This window comes from Saprospiraceae bacterium, from assembly GCA_016712145.1.
Classification (GTDB): Bacteria; Bacteroidota; Bacteroidia; order Chitinophagales; family Saprospiraceae; genus Vicinibacter.
On sequence record JADJRO010000001.1, the window covers coordinates 1,679,715 to 1,699,743 of the forward strand.

4 protein-coding genes are annotated in these 20,029 nt (G+C 39.2%); all 4 read right to left on the reverse strand.

The features are described from left to right. Positions 1–36 precede the first annotated feature (36 nt). From IPK91_07195 to IPK91_07210, 4 genes are read right to left on the reverse strand one after another with little or no spacing between them, the layout of a single operon-like run. The gene (locus IPK91_07195) at positions 37–2,013 is read right to left on the reverse strand and encodes a T9SS type A sorting domain-containing protein (GenBank protein MBK8297050.1); all 1,977 of its coding nucleotides are present in this window, start codon (positions 2,011–2,013) and stop codon (positions 37–39) included. After that, positions 1,962–11,027: a DUF11 domain-containing protein gene (locus tag IPK91_07200; protein ID MBK8297051.1), complete on the reverse strand. Its 9,066-nt coding sequence runs from the start codon at positions 11,025–11,027 to the stop codon at positions 1,962–1,964. Before IPK91_07200 ends, IPK91_07195 begins: the two co-directional genes overlap by 52 nt. Then, the gene (locus tag IPK91_07205) at positions 11,024–13,324 is read right to left on the reverse strand and encodes a hypothetical protein (GenBank protein ID MBK8297052.1); all 2,301 of its coding nucleotides are present in this window, start codon (positions 13,322–13,324) and stop codon (positions 11,024–11,026) included. The genes IPK91_07200 and IPK91_07205 overlap by 4 nt, the downstream gene beginning before the upstream one ends. Further along, entirely contained in the window at positions 13,297–19,689 is a 6,393-nt protein-coding gene (locus IPK91_07210; GenBank protein ID MBK8297053.1) for a SprB repeat-containing protein, read from the reverse strand. Before IPK91_07210 ends, IPK91_07205 begins: the two co-directional genes overlap by 28 nt. Positions 19,690–20,029 lie beyond the last annotated feature (340 nt).

The following is a 20,029-nucleotide window of genomic DNA, read 5'->3' on the forward strand; positions in this document are numbered from 1 at the left end:
ATTGAAGCAGGCCCTTTCATCTTGTTCTATATTTTTTTACCTCGAAACGGTAAACTTCTTGTTAATTACACCTGACACCGTTTTGATTTGTAATACATATTGACCTTGAATCAAATTGGCGGTACTTAAAAGTTCGCTGTATTTACCTTTAGTTTTGTATTCACTAAAAGGAGCATACAAGACCGTTTTTCCATTCTGATCAAATACTCTTACATCCAATTCAGTATCCTGTGGTATCCAGAGTTCAACTTTCAATAAGTCATTTACCGGATTTGGATAGATGAATACATTTAATTCATCTTCTGTGGTTACGCGGATTGAAATGATCTTACTGTAAGTAAATCTGCCATTCTTATCAAATTGTTTCAAGCGATAATAGTAAACACCTGATTGCGTCACATCAAAATCATCAAAGTTGTATTCATGTGAAGTCAATGTCATGTCGCTGTTAGCTTCCACTTGTCCGATTTCTTTGAAGTCAGTTTCGGATTCATGTCTTCTTTCTACAACAAAGTGATCTGTATTGATATCTACCCGGGTCGTCCAATCCAATTCAGTAAAGCTGCCATTGTAGTTTCCATCAAAACTTAACCATTCAACGGCAAGTACTTGAGATACTACACCCGCATCAATAGTCGGTCTTACTTCACCACTTTGAATTCTATACATTTGGGTACTACCGTATCCGAATGTTCCATCTACATCGCTATCTACTTCATCAAAACCAGCGTGAGGTCTTGTAAAGCCATAGCTTGTTCCTGGCAATTCAAATTTAACATAGTAGTCTCCTTGAATCATACCATCCAAAGTAAATTGTCCATCAGTACCAGTTAAGCCTTCACTTACCATCGTTCCAGTACTCTTATAGGCTGCTACTTTTACACCGGATAATGGTGCTTCACCCTGATCCTGGATTCCGTTGAAGTTTTGGTCAACCCAAACACGGTCCCCTACGATCGATTTAACCTGGAATCCACCACCATATCCACAAACCATATCTCCACTCACTACAGTAAACTTCTTCGTGGTGTTGACACCATTTTCGTGAGAGATATCGCTGTCTTTATTTGGATTCGTTCCTTTGTATGGTTCACTGGCACCTAAATGTCCAGGTCTTTCAAAACGTATATAGTACGTACCTGGTCTCAGACAAGCTGCTTTAAAGTAACCATCATCAGAAGGTGTACCTGGTTTTACACTGGTAGTTAAGGTAGAAACCGTTGCACCACTGATTGCATCGATGATATAAACACGCAATCCGTTAATTCCTTTTTCTGCTGCATCGTAAATACCATCCATATCGAAATCATACCAAACATCACCACATACCATAATGCATCTGTAGAAACCAGCATCCACTGTTGTATCATCTTCATCCGGTGATAAGTGCGTGGTAGCAGTTGTACCTGGTCCATTGCTATTATCTACATCACTATCCTTAAAATCTGTAGTCGAATTAGGAAGTGTCAACACAAATCCAGCCGGAGCTTCAAACTTAAGATAATAATCTTGAGGTAATAAGTCTTTTAATATCCAGTATCCTGTCGCATCTGTAACCGTATTCTTCACAGGTAATTTAGTAACTGCATTGTACACTGTTACAACAACACCTTGAATACCTCCTTCACCCGGATCCTGAATTCCATCTCCATCTTTATCATCCCAAACAAAGTCAGAGAAGGAACCTAATTTAACCAAACCAGCATCGTAAGTTGAATCTCTCTTACCTGGTTGGATGGTCAAGCATGGACCAACTCCATTTGCATCTACATCACTATCTTTTGTATCATCACCACCCTGATTTTGGAATGTAAATCCATAACCTGGAGGAACTAATGCAAAGTCATATTTCACGAAGTATGATTTCAATGGTAATAAGAAATCAAACAAATACATACCGCTTGCATCTGTTGTGTCCTTTTTAACCAGAGCTAATGTGCTGCAATCGTATAAGTTAGCGATTACATTTGGTAATCCTGGTTCGCCTGGATCTTGAATACCATCTCCATCCAAATCATCCCCACACGGTCACCAATTGCACCGGTTACTTTTACGTTTTCAAAGTCATGGTCGTCTTCATCTTCATTTTCGACTTGACCATTTCCATCAATCACATTATCCCAAGGATGATTTTCAACAACTTGTCTTTCCCAAGCACTGTTAGTATTTGGTTTACTGTCTGCATCATCGTTGTCTCTGTTTACATTCAATGTATCATTCGCTGTACGAATTTCTGCATAATTATCCCAATCTAATAAAGTTGGAATTGCAGCGATCTGTACTTTCAGATTTAATGTCAACTGAACGCTATCACCCGGATACAATTTTGCAATGCTATTGTATACCAAAGTCGAACCAACAAAACCCCATCCAGGATTTGAACCTGCTTCAAAGACATATCCTTGAGGCATGTAATCATTAACCTGAATATTCTTAGCAGTTATATTACCCTGATTGAAAACAGTAATGGTATAAGGTACTACATCACCCGGAGCATAATATGGTAATTTGTTTTTAACATATTTTCTTAAGGCAAGGTCAAACACTGGCCCTATTGATGGATCGTGATCATCTTGATCATTTGGATCATTGATTGCATCATCAATCGCAGGACCATCATCATCTTTAGTACCACCAGGGCTACTATCAAAATCAGTCAATACGTTACCTAAAGTATCTGTTACCGTTTCAATTTCACCAATGTTATCCCATGCTCTTGGATTGCCAAGGTTAGGCAACAAGGTTAAATTGATGGTGATTTTCGCACTATCACCCGGTTTAATTTTTCCGGAATAGGTTGTCAATGCTTCACGAGTACCGGCATTGTATGTCCAAGATGGATTGTTTGCTTGTACAAACTGGAATCCTACTGGAACATAATCCGTTACTTGAGGATTCATCGCTGAAATACTTCCCTGATTAAACAAGGTAATTTCAAACGGAACCACCTCACCGTAGGTTAATGGATTTGCACCTTTAGCTATTTTGCGTAATGCAAGGTCAAACACATTAAATCCTGCAGGGTCGTGATCATCTTCATTTCCTCCAATATCCATGGTATTGATATTGTCATCACCTGGATCACCTGGTAATACTGCCAACTCAGCAGGTGTATTGGAGTTTGGTTTACTATCTAATTCTTCAAACGTTCTGTCATTTCCAGAAACATCTTTATAAGATTTAACTTCCGAATAATTGAACCACGCTTTGTATCCACTGCTCATGGCCACTTTTAATTTAAGCGGAACAATTACAGATGAATATTTTGGAACGTTTGCCACTGCATTGTATTCTAATAATGCCGGATTGATTTGACTCCATCCTGCGATATTGTCAGCAGGGCTGAAAGTAAATCCACTTGGCAAGTAATCATTTAAAACAATGCTTGTCAATGGAATATTACCTTGATTGAACACTTCCAAATTAAACGTAATCAATTGTCCATAGCTGTATGGTGCAGCGGTAACCGTAGTTTTACGGATCGCCATATCGACGATATCGATATCACCACATACATCATCCACATCTTCAGGAGTACCGTCGTTGTTGATGTCCATTCTGGACTGGTTAAACACACCTTCTCCAGCTTTTGGAGTTCCAGGAGTTGTTTTACCACATTCACTGTACACATTATCACCGCCAGATCCCGGTCTGAAATCAAGCGTTGCTTTAACTGTTAGGTTATAGGTATGCGTTGAACCAATTCCAATAGATTGATCATTTGCAAGTACCCACGGACCACTTCCAGCCAATGCACCGCCAGGATTTCCTGGAGCTGTTGTTGTATACGAAGCTGTATTTATTGTTAAATCATTATCAAAACCAGGAGCATCTGTCAAATCATATTGTCCGATAGCACCACCAAGATTTTGAACTTTTAACTGATAATTTATGGTATGCATTCCACCGCCAAGAGGGATAATGCTTGTAATTGTTTTACTAGAAACTACATACGGAAGATCCGCACAAGCTTCATCATATTCCTCTGGAATTCCATCATTGTTGGAATCCATGGTTGATTGATTGTACAAGCCTTCCCCAGGAGATGGATCTCCAGGTGTAGCAAGTTGACCACAAGCAGTATAAATATTATCGCCTCCACTTGTTGCACGTAAATCAATGGTCACTTTTACTGTTAATACATAGGTATGCGTTGAACCTGCATTAATATTTTGATCGTTGGCTAAATTCCAAGGACCAGAACCTGCTAATGGTCCACCTGCATTTCCAGGTGCATTTGAAGTAAAGGATGCATTGTTTATTGTAATGTCATCATCAAATCCAGGAATGTCATTTAAGTCATATTGACCAATTGCTCCTCCTAAATTTCTTACAACTACATTGTAAGTAACATTATACATATGTCCACCTAAATTTGTAATGTTCGCAACTGTTTTAGCAGCAGTAACATAAGGCAGATCCCCACAAGCTTCATCAACATCTTCTGGTGTACCATCGTTGTTGATATCCAATTTAGCCTGGTTGTATAATCCTTCGCCAGCTGTTGGATCACCTGGAGTGGCATTTCCACATTTTGTATACACATCATTACCAGCTCCACCTTCCATTTGGATGGTTACTTTCACTGTAATGGTATACGTGTGTGTAGCGCCTGCAGCAATTGCTGCATCATTTGCCAAAGTCCAAGGACCTGCTCCAGCTAATGCACCTGCAGCACCTGGGCCTGTTGTTGTAAAGGATGCACTGTTGATTACAATGTCGTTATCAAATCCAGGAATATCTGTCAAGTCATAAATACCTCCTGCACCTCCAAGATTTCTAACTACCAATTGGTAAACCACATTATACATATTGCCACCCAATGGTGTAATTGAAGCAATTGTTTTTGCATTCACAACATATGGTAAATCACCACAAGTTTCCCGAAGTTCTTCTGGAATTCCATCATTGTTGGAATCCATTTTTGATTGATTGTACAATCCTTCTCCACTTGTTGGATCACCCGGTGTAACGGCACCACATTTAGTATAAATATCATCACCACCACTTCCTGTTTCAAGATTCAAGGTGACTTTAACAGTAAGCGTATAATTATGTGTCGAGAATGCACCAATGTTTTGATCATTTGCTAAGTTCCATGGACCACTACCGATCAAGGCCGATCCTGGATTACCAGGTGCCGTTGATACATAGGATGCTGAACCAATTGCAATGTCATTGTCAAATCCTGGCACATCTGTTAAATCATATTGACCATTTGCACCTCCCAAATTTTTAACTTCTAACTGGTAGGTTACATTATACATGTGACCACCTAAATTAGAAATATTGGTAAGTGTTTTGGTTGTTGTTACATATGGTAAATCACCACAGACTTCATCAAGTTCTTCTGGAATACCATCGTTGTTGTTATCCAGTTTGGATTGATTGTATAATCCTTCACCAGCAGCAGGATCACCAGGTATTGCGTTACCACATTTTGTATATACATTATCACCGCTACTTCCAATTGTAAGATCCAAAGTAACTTTTGCAGTAATGATGTAACTATGTGTTGAACCGATACCAATCGCCTGATCGTTAGCTAAAGTCCAAGGACCTGTACCAATCAACGAACCGCCAGAATTACCTGGTGCATCTGATGTATAGGATACAGAACCCATTGTAATATCATCATCCAAACCAGGTTGATCTACCAGGTCATACATGCCTGCAGTTCCACCTAAGTTTTGAACATTTATTTGATACTTAACTGTATACATGTTTGCTCCCAACGGAGTTATAGAAGCAATTGATTTACTTGCAGTAACATAAGGTACATCACCACATGCTTCATCAACATCTTCTGGTACTCCATCATTATTAATATCCAGTTTAGCCTGGTTGTATAAACCTTCTCCAGTTGTTGGATCCCCAGGAGTAGCAGCACCACACTTCGTGTAAGTATTATTACCAGGACTTGCAGGATCTAAATTCAAGGTAACTTTTACAGTCAAGTTATACGTATGAACTGCACCGTTTACAATATTCTGATCGTTTGCAAGCACCCATGGTCCTACTCCAGCTAATGGACCTCCTGGATTTCCAGGTGCATCGGTTGTATAGCTTGCGGTGTTGATTGTAATATCATCATCAAAACCTGGTACATCGGTAAGATCATATGGACCGTTGATTCCACCTAAGTTTTGAACGACCATTTTGTAGCTTACATTAAACATGTTTCCACCCAATGGAGTAACGCTTGTGACAGATTTACTACTTACAACATAAGGTAAATCACCACATACTTTACTCACCTCTTCAGGTGTTCCGTCATTGTTTGAATCCATTCTGGATTCATTGTATAATCCTTCTCCACTTTGTGGATTATTTGGATTTACTTGTCCGCACTTCGTATAAATATTATCACCACCACTTGCAGCATTCAGATCTAAAGTAACTTTTACAGTTACCAGATAGGTATGCGTAGCATTGGCATTAATTCCCTGATCATTTGCTAATGACCATGGACCAACTCCAGCTAAAGAACCGCCGGCATTGCCTGGTGCATCAGAACTATAAGAAGCAGAACCTATTGTAATATCATTGTCAAAACCTGGCACATCCAACAGATCGTATTGGCCTGCTGCACCTCCGAGATTTTTTACAACAATTTTATAAACTACATTGTACATATGACCTCCCAAAGAAGTAATGCTATTAATTGTTTTAGCACTTGTTACATAAGGAATGTCTGCACATGTTTCAGAAGTATCTTCCGGAATACCATCGTTATTGATATCCACCCGCGTTTGATTGTATAAACCTTCACCACTATTTGGATCTGCCGGATTTACCGAACCACATTTTGTATATATGTTATCACCACCACTACCTGGACTTAAGTCTAAGGTAACTTTTACAGTAACGGTATAATTATGTGTTGCGCCAACCGTAATGGCTTGATCATTTGCTAAGGTCCATGGTCCACTACCTGCCAAAGCATTGCCTGCATTTCCAGGAGCATCAGAGGTATAAGAAGCTGAACCGATTGCAAAGTCATTATCAAATCCCGGTACGTCTGTTAAATCATACTGACCGTTTGCGCCGCCAATATTTTTAACAGCAATATTGTATTTCACATTAAACATATTTCCACCAAGTGGGGTAATGCTGTTTACAGTTTTTGTATTAACGATGTATGGTAAATCACCGCAAGCTTCTTTTGTTTCTTCCGGAGTACCATCATTGTTTGAATCTAAACGAGACTGATTGTATAATCCTTCACCACTGCTTGGGTCACCTGGAATCGCATTTCCACATTTTGTGTAAATATTATCACCAGTTGTTCCCACTCTTAAGTCAAGAGTTACTTTCACAGTCAATGTATAGGTATGGGTTGCACCAACACCAATCACTTGATCATTTGCTAAAGTCCATGGACCAACACCTGCTAAACCACCACCTGGATTGCCAGGAGCTGTTGATGTATAAGAGGCTGATCCTATTGCAATGTCATTATCAAATCCTGGTACATCTGAAAGATCATATGTTCCATTAACTCCACCAAGATTTTTTACAACGATTGCGTAGCTCACATTATACATGTTGCCACCTAAATTTGTAATCGTAGTGATTGTTTTAGTAGAAGTTACATATGGAAGATCACCACAAGTTTCATCAACATCTTCAGGAGTACCATCATTATTTGTATCTAATTTAGATTGGTTGTACAAACCTTCACCCGCATTTGGATCCCCTGGATTTACTGCTCCACATTTTGTATAGGTATCATCACCACCGCTACCTGGATTTAAATCCAATGTAACTTTAACAGTCAATGTATAAGTGTGCGTTGCACCGATTCCTATCGATTGATCATTTGCTAATGTCCATGGTCCAGTTCCAGCTAAAGCACCTCCAGGATTTCCAGGAGCTGTTGTTGTAAAGGAAGCAGATCCTATTGCGATATCGTTGTCAAAAGCAGGAACATCGCTCAAGTCGTATTGACCAACAGCGCCACCTAAATTACGAACTACGATTGAATAGGTAACATTATACATATTTCCGCCCAATGGGGCTGTACTTGTAATTGTTTTAGTTGCTGAAACATATGGAATATCACCACAAGCTTCTTTCGTTTCTTCTGCAACACCGTCGTTGTTTGAATCTAATTTAGATTGGTTGTATAAACCTTCTCCGGCATTCGGATCCCCTGGTGTCACTGCACCACATTTTGTGTACACATCATCGCCACCACTACCTGGTTCAAGATTTAAAGTAATCTTTACAGTAATTGTGTAACTATGACTTGCGCCTGCTGTAATCGCCTGATCATTTGCAAGTGTCCATGGTCCACTTCCTGCCAAAGCACCTCCAGGATTTCCAGGAGCCGTTGTTGTGAAAGAAGCAGAACCTATACTGATGTCATTATCAAATCCAGGAATATCTGTTAAGTCATATTGACCATTAACAGCTCCAAGATTTTGAACTGTAATATTGTATGTAACATTATACATATTGCCACCTAAAGGCGCAATGTTTGAAATGGATTTGTTAGAAGTAATGTAAGGTAAATCACCACATGCTTCATCTGTATCTTCTGGTATACCATCGTTGTTGGTATCCATTTTAGATTGGTTGTATAAACCTTCACCAGCAGCTGGATCGCCAGGAATTGCGGAACCACATTTTGTATAAACGTTATTTCCACCTGATCCAGGATTTAAATCGATCGTAACTTTTACAGTAATGGTATACGTATGAATTGCACCGATACCTATTGCCTGATCGTTTGCAAGCGTCCATGGTCCAACACCTGCTAAAGAACCTCCGCTATTACCCGGAGCATCAGAAGCATAGGACGAAGAATTTATTGCAATATCGTCATCAAATCCAGGAATATCTGTTAAGTCATATTGACCATTGGCACCACCTGAATTGGTTACTTTAATCGTATATTTTACTTCAAACATATTGCCACCTAAAGCAGCAATGCTTGCAACTGTTTTAGTTGTACTTACATAAGGTAAATCGCCACACGCTTCATCAACGTCTTCTGGAATGCCATCATTATTGGTATCCATTTTAGATTGGTTGTATAAACCTTCGCCTGCAGCTGGATCACCTGGTATAGCAGCACCACATTTTGTATAGGTGTTGTTTCCTCCACTTGCAGGATTTAAATCCAAAGTTACTTTCACTGTCAACGTATAGGTATGAACAGCTCCTACTAAAATAGCCTGATCATTTGCTAAGGTCCATGGACCTGTACCTGCTAAAGCAGCACCTCCATTACCTGGAGCATTTGAAGTATACGAAGCATTATTAATTGTAATGTCATCATCAAATCCTGGAATATCCGTCAAGTCGTATTGACCATTAGCACCACCAAGATTTTGAACTGCTATTGTATAGTTTACATTATACATATTTCCACCAAGATCGGTCTTGGATGTAAATGTTTTTGTTGTTACAATATAAGGTAAGTCACCACAAGCTTTTTTGGTTTCTTCCGGTGTACCATCATTGTTTGAATCCATTCTGGATTCATTGTATAAGCCTTCTCCGGCTGTTGGATTTCCTGGTATTGCATTTCCACATTTCGTATAGATATTATCTCCACTAGTACCAGCTGTTAAGTCTAAGGTAACTTTAACAACCAGGGTATACGTATGTGTACCACCGGCAACAATTGCCTGATCATTTGCAAGGGTCCATGGTCCGGTTCCTGCTAATGCACCACCTGCGTTTCCAGGAGCAGTTGTTGTATAAGAAGCAGAACCAATGGTAATATCATTATCAAATGCAGGAACATCCAATAAATCATATTGTCCTGCAGAAGCTCCTAAGTTCTGAACTGTTATCGTATAAGTGACATTATACATATTGCCACCCAAAGGAGCAATTGTAGTCAACGATTTATTACTGGTTATATAAGGAACATCCGCACAGGTTTCACTGGTATCTTCAGGAATTCCATCATTGTTAATATCCACTCGAGCACGGTTATACAAACCTTCACCAGAAGTTGGATCACCTGGAGTTGCACTTCCGCATGCTGTATAAATATTATCACCTCCACTACCTGCTGTTAAATCTAATGTAACTTTAACAACAACAGTATACGTATGCGTTGCACCTGTAAGGATTGCCTGATCATTTGCTAAAGTCCATGGTCCTGTTCCTGCTAATGCTGATCCGGCATTTCCCGGAGCATTCGAAGTATAAGACGAACTGTTGATTGCAAAGTCATTATCAAAACCTGGTGCATCTATTAAATCGTAGGTACCATTAGCACCGCCGATATTTTTAACTTGAATTTGATATGAAACATTAAACATATTACCTCCCAATGGGGTAATGCTGTTTACAGTTTTAACTGTTGTAATGTATGGAAGATCACCACAAACTTCTTTCGTTTCTTCTGGAGTTCCATCGTTATTGGTGTCCATCTTAGATTGATTGTACAATCCCTCTCCACTTGTGGGATCACCCGGTGTTGCAGTACCACATTTTGTGTAGCTATTATTTCCACCACTTGTTGTTCTTAAGTCTAAAGTAACTTTAACAACCAAAGTATAGGTATGCGTTGCACCGACAACAATGGATTGATCGTTTGCTAAAGTCCATGGACCCGTTCCTGCTAAAGCAGCACCAGCATTCCCTGGAGCATTCGATGTATAAGATGCACTATTAATTGTAATGTCATCATCAAAACCTGGTACATCTGATAAATCATATTGACCAGTTGTGCCACCAAGATTTTGAACGGTGATGTTATAGGTAACATTATACATATTACCACCTAATGAGTTGATGCTAGAAATTGATTTGTTGGTTGTAACATATGGAACATCGCCACAAACTTCTTTTAACTCATCAGCAATTCCATCATTATTTATATCTAATCTGGACTCATTGTATAATCCTTCACCTGCGTTTGGATTTCCAGGTGTTACATTACCACATTTTGTATATACATTGTCTCCACCTGTTCCTGCATTTAAGTCCAATGTAACTTTAACAGTTAACACATAATTGTGTGTAGATCCTGCATTAATTGCCTGATCATTTGCTAAGGTCAAGGGCCCGTTCCAACCAGTGCGTTTCCTGGATTTCCAGGAGCATTGCTGGTATAAGAAGCAGAATTTAATGTAAAATCATTGTCAAATCCAGGTGCATCTGTTAAATCATATTGCCCATTGATACCACCTAAATTTTGTACAGCAATATTATAAGTCACATTGTACATATTACCACCCAATGGGATGATACTAGCAATTGTTTTATTACTTGTAATATAAGATAAATCTGTACAAACTTCTGAAGTGTCTTCTGGGATGCCATCATTATTTACATCAACTGTTGAACGGTTATACAAGCCTTCTCCACTTGTTGGATCACCTGGTGTAGCCGTACCACATTTTGTATAAACATTATTTCCACCACTACCCGCAGTCAAATCCAAAGTCACTTTAACGGTAAGGGTATATGTGTGAGTAGCCCCAGCAAGAATAGCCTGATCATTTGATAAAGTCCATGGTCCAATTCCAGCTAATGCAGCGCCCGGATTACCAGGAGCATTTGATGCATATGAAGCACTATTTATAGTAAAGTCATCATCAAATCCAGGTGCATCAATTAAATCATATTGACCATTTGCACCCCCTGAGTTTTTAACCAATACCTGATAAACAACGGTATACATGTTGCCACCCAATGGTGTAACACTGCTTACTGATTTAACATTTGTAATATAAGGTACGTCACCGCATACTTCATCAACATCTTCAGGTGTACCATCATTATTCGTGTCTAATTTAGATTGGTTATACAATCCTTCACCGCTTGTTGGATCACCAGGAATTGCATTTCCACATTTAGTATACGTATTATCACCAGCTGTACCTGTTCTTAAATTAAGTGTAACTTTTACAGTTAAGGTATAAGTATGTGTTGCACCAGCGGTAATTGCTTGATCGTTTGCTAATGTCCATGGTCCAGTGCCTGCCAATGCAGACCCACCATTTCCTGGTGCATTCGAAACATAAGATGCACTGTTTATTGTAAAATCATCGTCAAAACCAGGTACATCTGTCAAATCATATTGTCCATTGGCTCCACCAAGATTTTGAGCTGTTATAGAATAAACTACATTGTACATATTTCCTCCTAAAGGTGAAATGCTTGTCAATGTTTTATTTGAAACAATATATGGTAAATCACCACAAGCTTCTTTTGTTTCTTCTACAACGCCATCATTGTTTGTATCAATAGTAGATTGATTGTAGAGTCCTTCTCCTGATGATGGATCACCTGGAATTGCAGTTCCACATTTTGTATAGGTATTATTTCCACCGGTTCCTGCAGTTAAGTCAAGAGTCACTTTTACTGTAAGTGTATAAGTATGCGTAGCACCTACCAGAATTGCTTGATCATTTGCCAAAGTCCATGGTCCGGTACCTGCCAATGCAGAACCCGCATTTCCAGGAGCATTGGAAGTATAGGATGCTGTATTAATTGTTATATCATCATCAAATCCAGGGATGTCTTTTAAGTCATACTGACCATTGGCACCACCAAGATTCTGTACAGTAATTGTATAATTTACATTATACATATTTCCACCCAGTGGACTGATTGTTGATATGGATTTATTGCTTGTCACATAAGGCACATCAGAACATACTTCACTGGTATCTTCTGCGATGCCATCGTTATTAGAATCTACACGTGATTGGTTGTACAATCCTTCACCACTTTGTGGATCTCCTGGATTGGTATTTCCACATTTAGTATACACATTATCCCCACCACTTCCTGGAGTAAGATCAAGTGTAACTTTTACGGTTAATGTGTACGTATGAATTGCACCTGCAACTATATTCTGATCGTTTGCTAAGGTCCAAGGTCCAGTACCAACTAAAGTTAATCCTGGATTACCTGGTGCATTGGATGTATATGCTGCACTGTTGATTGCAAAATCATTGTCAAAACCCGGAGCATCTACCAAATCATATGCACCATTTCCTCCACCCAAGTTTCTTACTTGTATAGTGTAAGCGACATTGTACATATTTCCACCAAGAGGTGAAATACTAGCCACTGATTTTGTATTTACTATATAAGGTAAATCTGCACAAACTTCGCGTGTTTCTTCTGGTGTTCCATCATTATTGGAATCCATTTTGGATTGATTGTATAAACCTTCACCAGCTGCAGGGTCTCCCGGTGTAGCCGTTCCACATTTAGTGTATACATTGTTTCCTCCACTTGTTGCACGCAAGTCTAAAGTAACTTTTACAGTTAAAGTGTAAGTATGTGTTGCACCAGCACTTATATTTTGATCATTTGCTAAAGTCCATGGACCCGTTCCTGCCAATGCACCGCCTGGATTCCCGGGAGCATTGGTGGTGAAGCTGGCACTGCCGATTGTAATATCGTCATCAAAACCAGGAACATCTGATAAATCATATTGTCCGGTTGCACCCCTAAGTTTTGAGCTGTAATTGAATAAATTACATTATACATGTTACCACCCAATGCAACTATACTTGAAACAGATTTAGTTGTAGTAACATAAGGTAAATCACCACATGCTTCGTCCGTTTCATCAATGGTACCATCGTTGTTGGTATCCATTTTCGATTGGTTGTATAATCCTTCTCCACTGCTTGGATCACCTGGAATTGCTGCACCGCATTTCGTGTAGACATTGTCACCACCGCCGCCAGCAAGATCTAAAGTTACTTTCACTGTTAAGGTATAGGTATGCGTAGCGCCTACTATAATTCCCTGATCACTTGCTAAAATCCAAGGACCTGTTCCAGCTAATGCACTTCCGGCATTACCCGGTGCATTGGAAGTATACGATGCACTTCCAATATTGATATCATTTTCAAATGCAGGAGCATCTGTCAAATCATATTGTCCATTGGCACCACCTAGATTTTTTACAGTAATTGTATACAATACATTATACATATTACCTCCTAATGGATTAATGGATGCAACGGATTTCGTCATATCTAAATATGGAATATCACCGCAAGCCTTTTTAGTTTCTTCCGGAGTTCCGTCATTGTTTGTATCTAATCTTGATTCATTGTATAAACCTTCTCCAGATGTTGGATTTCCTGGAGTAGCTGTTCCACATTTTGTATAACTATTATTTCCACTACTTCCTACACTTAAATCAATTGAAACATTTACAGTTAAGGTATAGGTATGTGTTTGGCCTGTTAAAATAGCTTGATCGTTAGCAAGTGTCCAAGGACCTGTTCCTGCTAAGGCTCCTCCTGGATTTCCAGGAGCATTTGTAATAAAGGATGCACTAGTAATTGCGATATCATCATCAAAACCAGGAACATCTTTTAAATCATATTGACCATCGCCTCCAGTGTTTCCAACAGTAATTGTATAAACAACTGAAAAACTATGTGCACCTGTTTGTGTTGCAGAAACAAAGCTTTTGCTATGCGTAATAATTGGTTGACAATTTACAGGAGCTGTATAATTTACACTCTTCGAACATTGCGTACCGCCACTAAATACTGCATTTACAGTATGCACGGCGCCATCTGCTGTCAAACCAGTTATGGTATAATTTGTAGGTGAGTTAAATGGTGCATTAAATACTTGTTGACTTGCACCAATACTTACCGTTAATGTACCGCTTGTTGGAGGGTTCACTAAAGTTAAACTTCCTGATACACTATAAGTATTATTTGCGGGATTACATGCACTTGGATTTGCAGTCATGGCACTGATGCCTTGCTGTTGAACGGTACCGCTTGCTGTATTGGTACAATTATTATTGTCTTCTACAGTAACAGTATATGTTGCATTGGCTAAATTGGTAATTGTCGCTGAAGTTTGACCATTGCTCCAATCGTAAGAGAATGGTGCAGATCCACCTGTTACAACTGCTGTTGCAGTTCCATTACTGAATCCAATACAAGCTGGTGTAGTTGTTACTGAAACTCCAGGTTTTGGATTAACCGTTACGTTTACTTGGAATGTTGCACCTACGCAACCATCTGCTGAAGTTGGTGTGACGGTATATCTTACAACCCCTGCATTATTATTCGTTGTATTGGTTAATGTTTGAGCGATGGTAGTACCACATGCTGCTCCGCAATTTGAAAATCCAGTGATTGTAGCACCAGATTGTTGTGCAGCGGTCCATGTAAATGTAGTTCCAGCTGCTGTTGAACTTAATGCTACACTTGTAGTAGCGCCGCTGCAAATTGTTTCAGGACTTGCAGATCCTATTGGTTTTGGATTTACTGTTACATCAACTGTAAAAGTATTTCCAGGACAATTGTTTGGTGAAATTGGTGTCACCGTATATCGTACAACTCCTGGAGTTGCGTTGCTTGTATTTGTTAAAGTTTGAGCAATCGTTGTGCCACATGCTGCTGCGCAATTTGAAAATCCAGTAATCGTAGATCCAGATAATTGTGCAGCGGTCCAGGTAAATGTTGAACTTGGAACTGTTGAACTTAAAGTCACTGATGTTGTAAATCCACTGCAGATCGATTGATTGGATGCAGAACCGGATGGCTTTGGATTTACTGTAACATCCACTGTAAATGAACTTCCAACACAACCATTTGGTGACGTTGGAATGACTGTATATCTAACAACACCTGAAGCATTGTTGGTTGTATTTGTTAATGTTTGGGCAATCGTGGTTCCACAGGCTGAATTACAATCACTGAATCCAGTTATGGTTGCACCTGATTGTTGTGCAGCGGTCCAGGTAAAGGTAGATCCCGGAACCGTTGAATTTAAAGCCACGCTGCTGGTATTTCCACTACAAATTGATTGTGGTGAAGCAGAACCAACAGGCCCTTTCGTAACGATTACTGCGGCAGTATCTGTACAACTGCCTACAGTCCATATATATAAGTAGGTACCTTCTCCAGCAAACGTATTAATAGTAGTTGTTGGTGAAGAAGGGGTAACGATGTTTGAACTTTGGTTGGATGGATGTGCTGTCCAAGTTCCTGAACCAGAAGCAGCCATCGCAGTGGAACCTCCAGGAAATGAAGGAACACAGCTCACGTTTTTATCAACGCCAGCATTTGGTTTAGCTGTTACGGTAATCGTCGCCGTATCATTACAACCGCTCGTGTTTGTCCAGATAAAATTATAAGACCCAGCAACTGTGTAATCTTTTATAGTCGTTGTAGGCGAATTTGGAGATGTGATCGTAGCGGTACCCGGATTTCCAGCTTGTGCAGACCAGGTTCCAACGCCAGTTGCTCCCATGGTTGCAGTTCCACCAGGAAATGATGGCACACAACTTACCGTTTGATTTCCACCTGCATTTGGTTTTGCAGTTACGGTAACCAAAGCCGTATCGGTAGCACAACTGGTTGCATTGGTCCATACAAAGGTATAGGTACCTGCAGCGCTATAGCTATTAATAACTGTAGTTGGTGAACCGGGAGTTACAATCAAAGCGGTACCTGGATTTCCAGCACCTGCAGACCAGGTTCCTGTTCCACTGGCAGCCATTGTTGCGGTTCCACCTGGGAAATTTGTTACACAATCAACACTCTTGTCAGCACCTGCTTTTGGTTTAACGCATATATAATAATCTTCAACCTCACCGTTCTCAGCACTTTCTGTTGACCGTTCATCTAAGCCCGTTGTACTGACATCATCAGCAAGCGCATCGGTTGTAAGTCGTAATCTTAAATATTGATTGGATGGATTTCCTGAAACGGTTACGCTTGACCAAGTCAAGGTTTTTGAACCACTAAATCCATTGGCAACTGCAGTTGTTGCAATTTCATTGTTGTCAAAATTTCCATCGTTGTTTAAATCGATCCATCCGTAAAGTGTAGCTGAAAAACCTGTTGAATTCATTACACTGTTTACTGTTACACTGATATTTTGTGGACCACCGGATTGATAAATTGGAAATGTTGAAATACCATCTTCGTCATCGATCCCTGCATTATCATCTCCATTGGCATTGACACCTGGAGTTGCACCTGTTTCAGGATCTAAGGTATTAATCCGAATATGCGCACAGTCCAAAATATGTGATGGAACACCATAAGAGGAAGGAGCATCTGAATAATCCGTTTCAAACAATGAGGTAAATTGAATTGAAAAAAGTACATGCGTATCATCAGATGTCGGATTTGCATTGTTAGTTTTTACTTGGTCAAATCCCGTATTCGCAACAATTGTTGGTGAATGCGTTGCACTGTGTGTGGTAGTACCGCAATAAATATTAGCACCTTTCACCCACAAATGGTTTCCACCCCGAGGCTCACCTGTATCTCCTAAATAGTCATTGTACTGTCCACCAATATTGGTTGCATACACAAGCGAAGTTACATTGTCATTAAAACCTGCAAAATAGATGTCCAAACCACCATTATTGGTTGCATCGTAAAATGGATCTCCATTAATATTTACGGTTGGAATCCCAATAGCATTGTTACCAGTTGTACCAAATACGAGTAAAAAGGCATCTTCTGTACCATCACACTGCGTTTGCATGACTCGTTTTATAGCGCTACCAATATCATCACCACCACCACCATAAAGTGTCGCTTTATATGAAGCAGCTCCACCTACATCACTAACAGAACCAACAACTACATCCAATCCCCCATTATTAGTGGCATCATAAGCTCCTGAAGAGGTTGGAAACCCATCAGCTGAGGAACCTGTCCAAAAAATTGTACTGCTGTTTATTCCACAGTCATTAATTTTATCATCCCCTGCGCCTCCAATCTCATCCAAATAATTAAAGCCAGTACCTGTAGAATTCAAGACACCTACGATACCATCAAAATCTGATCCCGTTGATCGACTTGCAGCACTATTTACTTCTGTCAAAGATCCTGTACCTGAACCCGCAAATGCAACCCGACCGTCAGCAAATAATTCCAGGTCGTTAAAAATTTCTGTTCCACTATCACCGATATAGGTACCAAAACTTAAATTATTTAAAGTAGTAAATTTTCCTACCCACATATCGCTGGCACCTCCAAATCCTGTTTGAGCAGCTCCCCCTGAAATATATGCACCAGGCAAAGCAGCTTCAGCAGTCAAACCGCATACAAAGGTATTGTCATCTATAGCCCGAATGGAAGTAACTCCTAAATCTTCAGAACCCGTTCCACCTAAATATGTTGAATAATGTAGCGTTCCTAAATCCCTTGAGAATACTGCAACAAAGCCATCGTTATTGTCAAAACTATTATCAAATGGACTACCACCCATAGGTAAACCATCTACCGTGGTTCTTCCACCTATAAATACACGATTCGTTGAAAGACTCAATCCATATGCTACAACCGTATTTGTACCAGAAACCGTACTTGGACCGTACATGGTTAAGTCTACTAAATCCGAACCGGTGCTATTGATTCGATACACAATAGCAACACGGGGTGTTGCACCTGTACCAAAACCAGAAATAGAATTTAAATATCCATCAGCATCATAGGGTGCAGAACCGGTTGGAATGTTTCTATTGGTTGCACCTGCACAATACACCATCCCGTTATTGGGATCCACTTGAATTGCAAAAAGATATTGGTCAAAATCCGGATCATTGCCATCCATAAACGTACCCCAACTTAAAACCGGGTCAATTACTGTTGGATAATTTGGATCTATTTTTGATTTAGATTTAAAGCTTACATTCTTATTGTTCTTTACATTAAAAGCAAAGTCTAATGGTACTTTACCTGCTTCTGTTACCTGGTATGTTTCAGGAATGTGAAATTTCACATCGGTAAAGCGAAGACCTACATTCAAACTACCATCTTTAGATACAGATAATTTATCTTGTCCTTCAAATCGAAGATCAATATTTTTATAATCTGCTCCTGGATCAACTATCCAGTCAAATTCCAAAGAACCATCTTGATTACTATATAATCGAATGTCAATACCAGGATATACTTCTTCCAGCGTAATGTCTTTAGCCGCCTGAACACCGGAAACCCATTTGGACTGATCCTCTCCAATAAAGAAATTGTATTTCGTTCCAAAGGATTTACCTAAAACTACTTTTGCATTCGGATTCGAATTCTCCATGTTTAAGGTAAATTGGTGTGCGCCATTAAAGAAACGATCCGTCTCTTTTGTTTTTTCATTCTTTACAAACAGATAGTCCTTGGCTACAAATCGGATTTTATCCTTCTCTATATAAATGGAACCTTGTTTCCCATTGAGGTAATAGAGAATATTTTTATTTTCCAATTGGCCCTTGTTTTCCATAAATCGCAATACCTCTGCATTTTGCTTCAAGGTTTCTTTGACTCTGGTTTCCAATGGATTTTCTGCTACAAGTTGTGCCTGTAAATTTGAAGTAAAGCCAACAATACAAATTGTTAAGCCGACGAGTAAGAATGTAAACTTTGACATACTATTAGTTACGTTGATGTTTGAATTAATTGAATTGGATGCTTTTGATTGAAATGAATTTCCAGTTAGAGATCCTGAATCCCAGGAAACCGGTTTAATCCATTGTTTATAAAATCCATCTTTTATTTGAAATAGAAAACTAAAAAGGTACATACAGCTGTATAGGATTAAGCTGCCTGCAACAAAAGCTGTGAATAAGCCGGGATTAAATAAAAGATTTAGAAAAGATCCGGAAAGATTAAAATCCGAATAATTTATACTTGCTGCTAAAAGGACAGCAGCAGTAAATAATACGATGCATAGCATCCACATACGCAATGATTGCGTTGTTGTAGTTTTCATATATTGAGACTTTACAATTCGATCCTTGAGAATCCTTCTTACCCACTTAGCACATGAAGCTATCTTCTACACCAGAATTCAGTCTGCGGAAATCTTAAAATCAAATATTGTACCAGAAATCAAAAAATATCAAATACAATGCTTTGCCGTAGTCGGTTTCCACAAACTCAGGCAAACATAAATACATATTACATATTTTTTTAATATTTTAAATATAATTTTTTAATTATATCTTTATTATATTGATATACAATTTATTATAAATTATTTATAATTATATGTATTTATATTATTTATTATTATAATGTATAAACATATTATATTATATTTGTATATGACT

Bases quoted from the DNA above. Each gene is read 5' to 3' on its own strand.
- IPK91_07210 (MBK8297053.1), bottom strand. From the start codon at position 19,689: ATGAAAACTACAACAACGCAATCATTGCGTATGTGGATGCTATGCATC.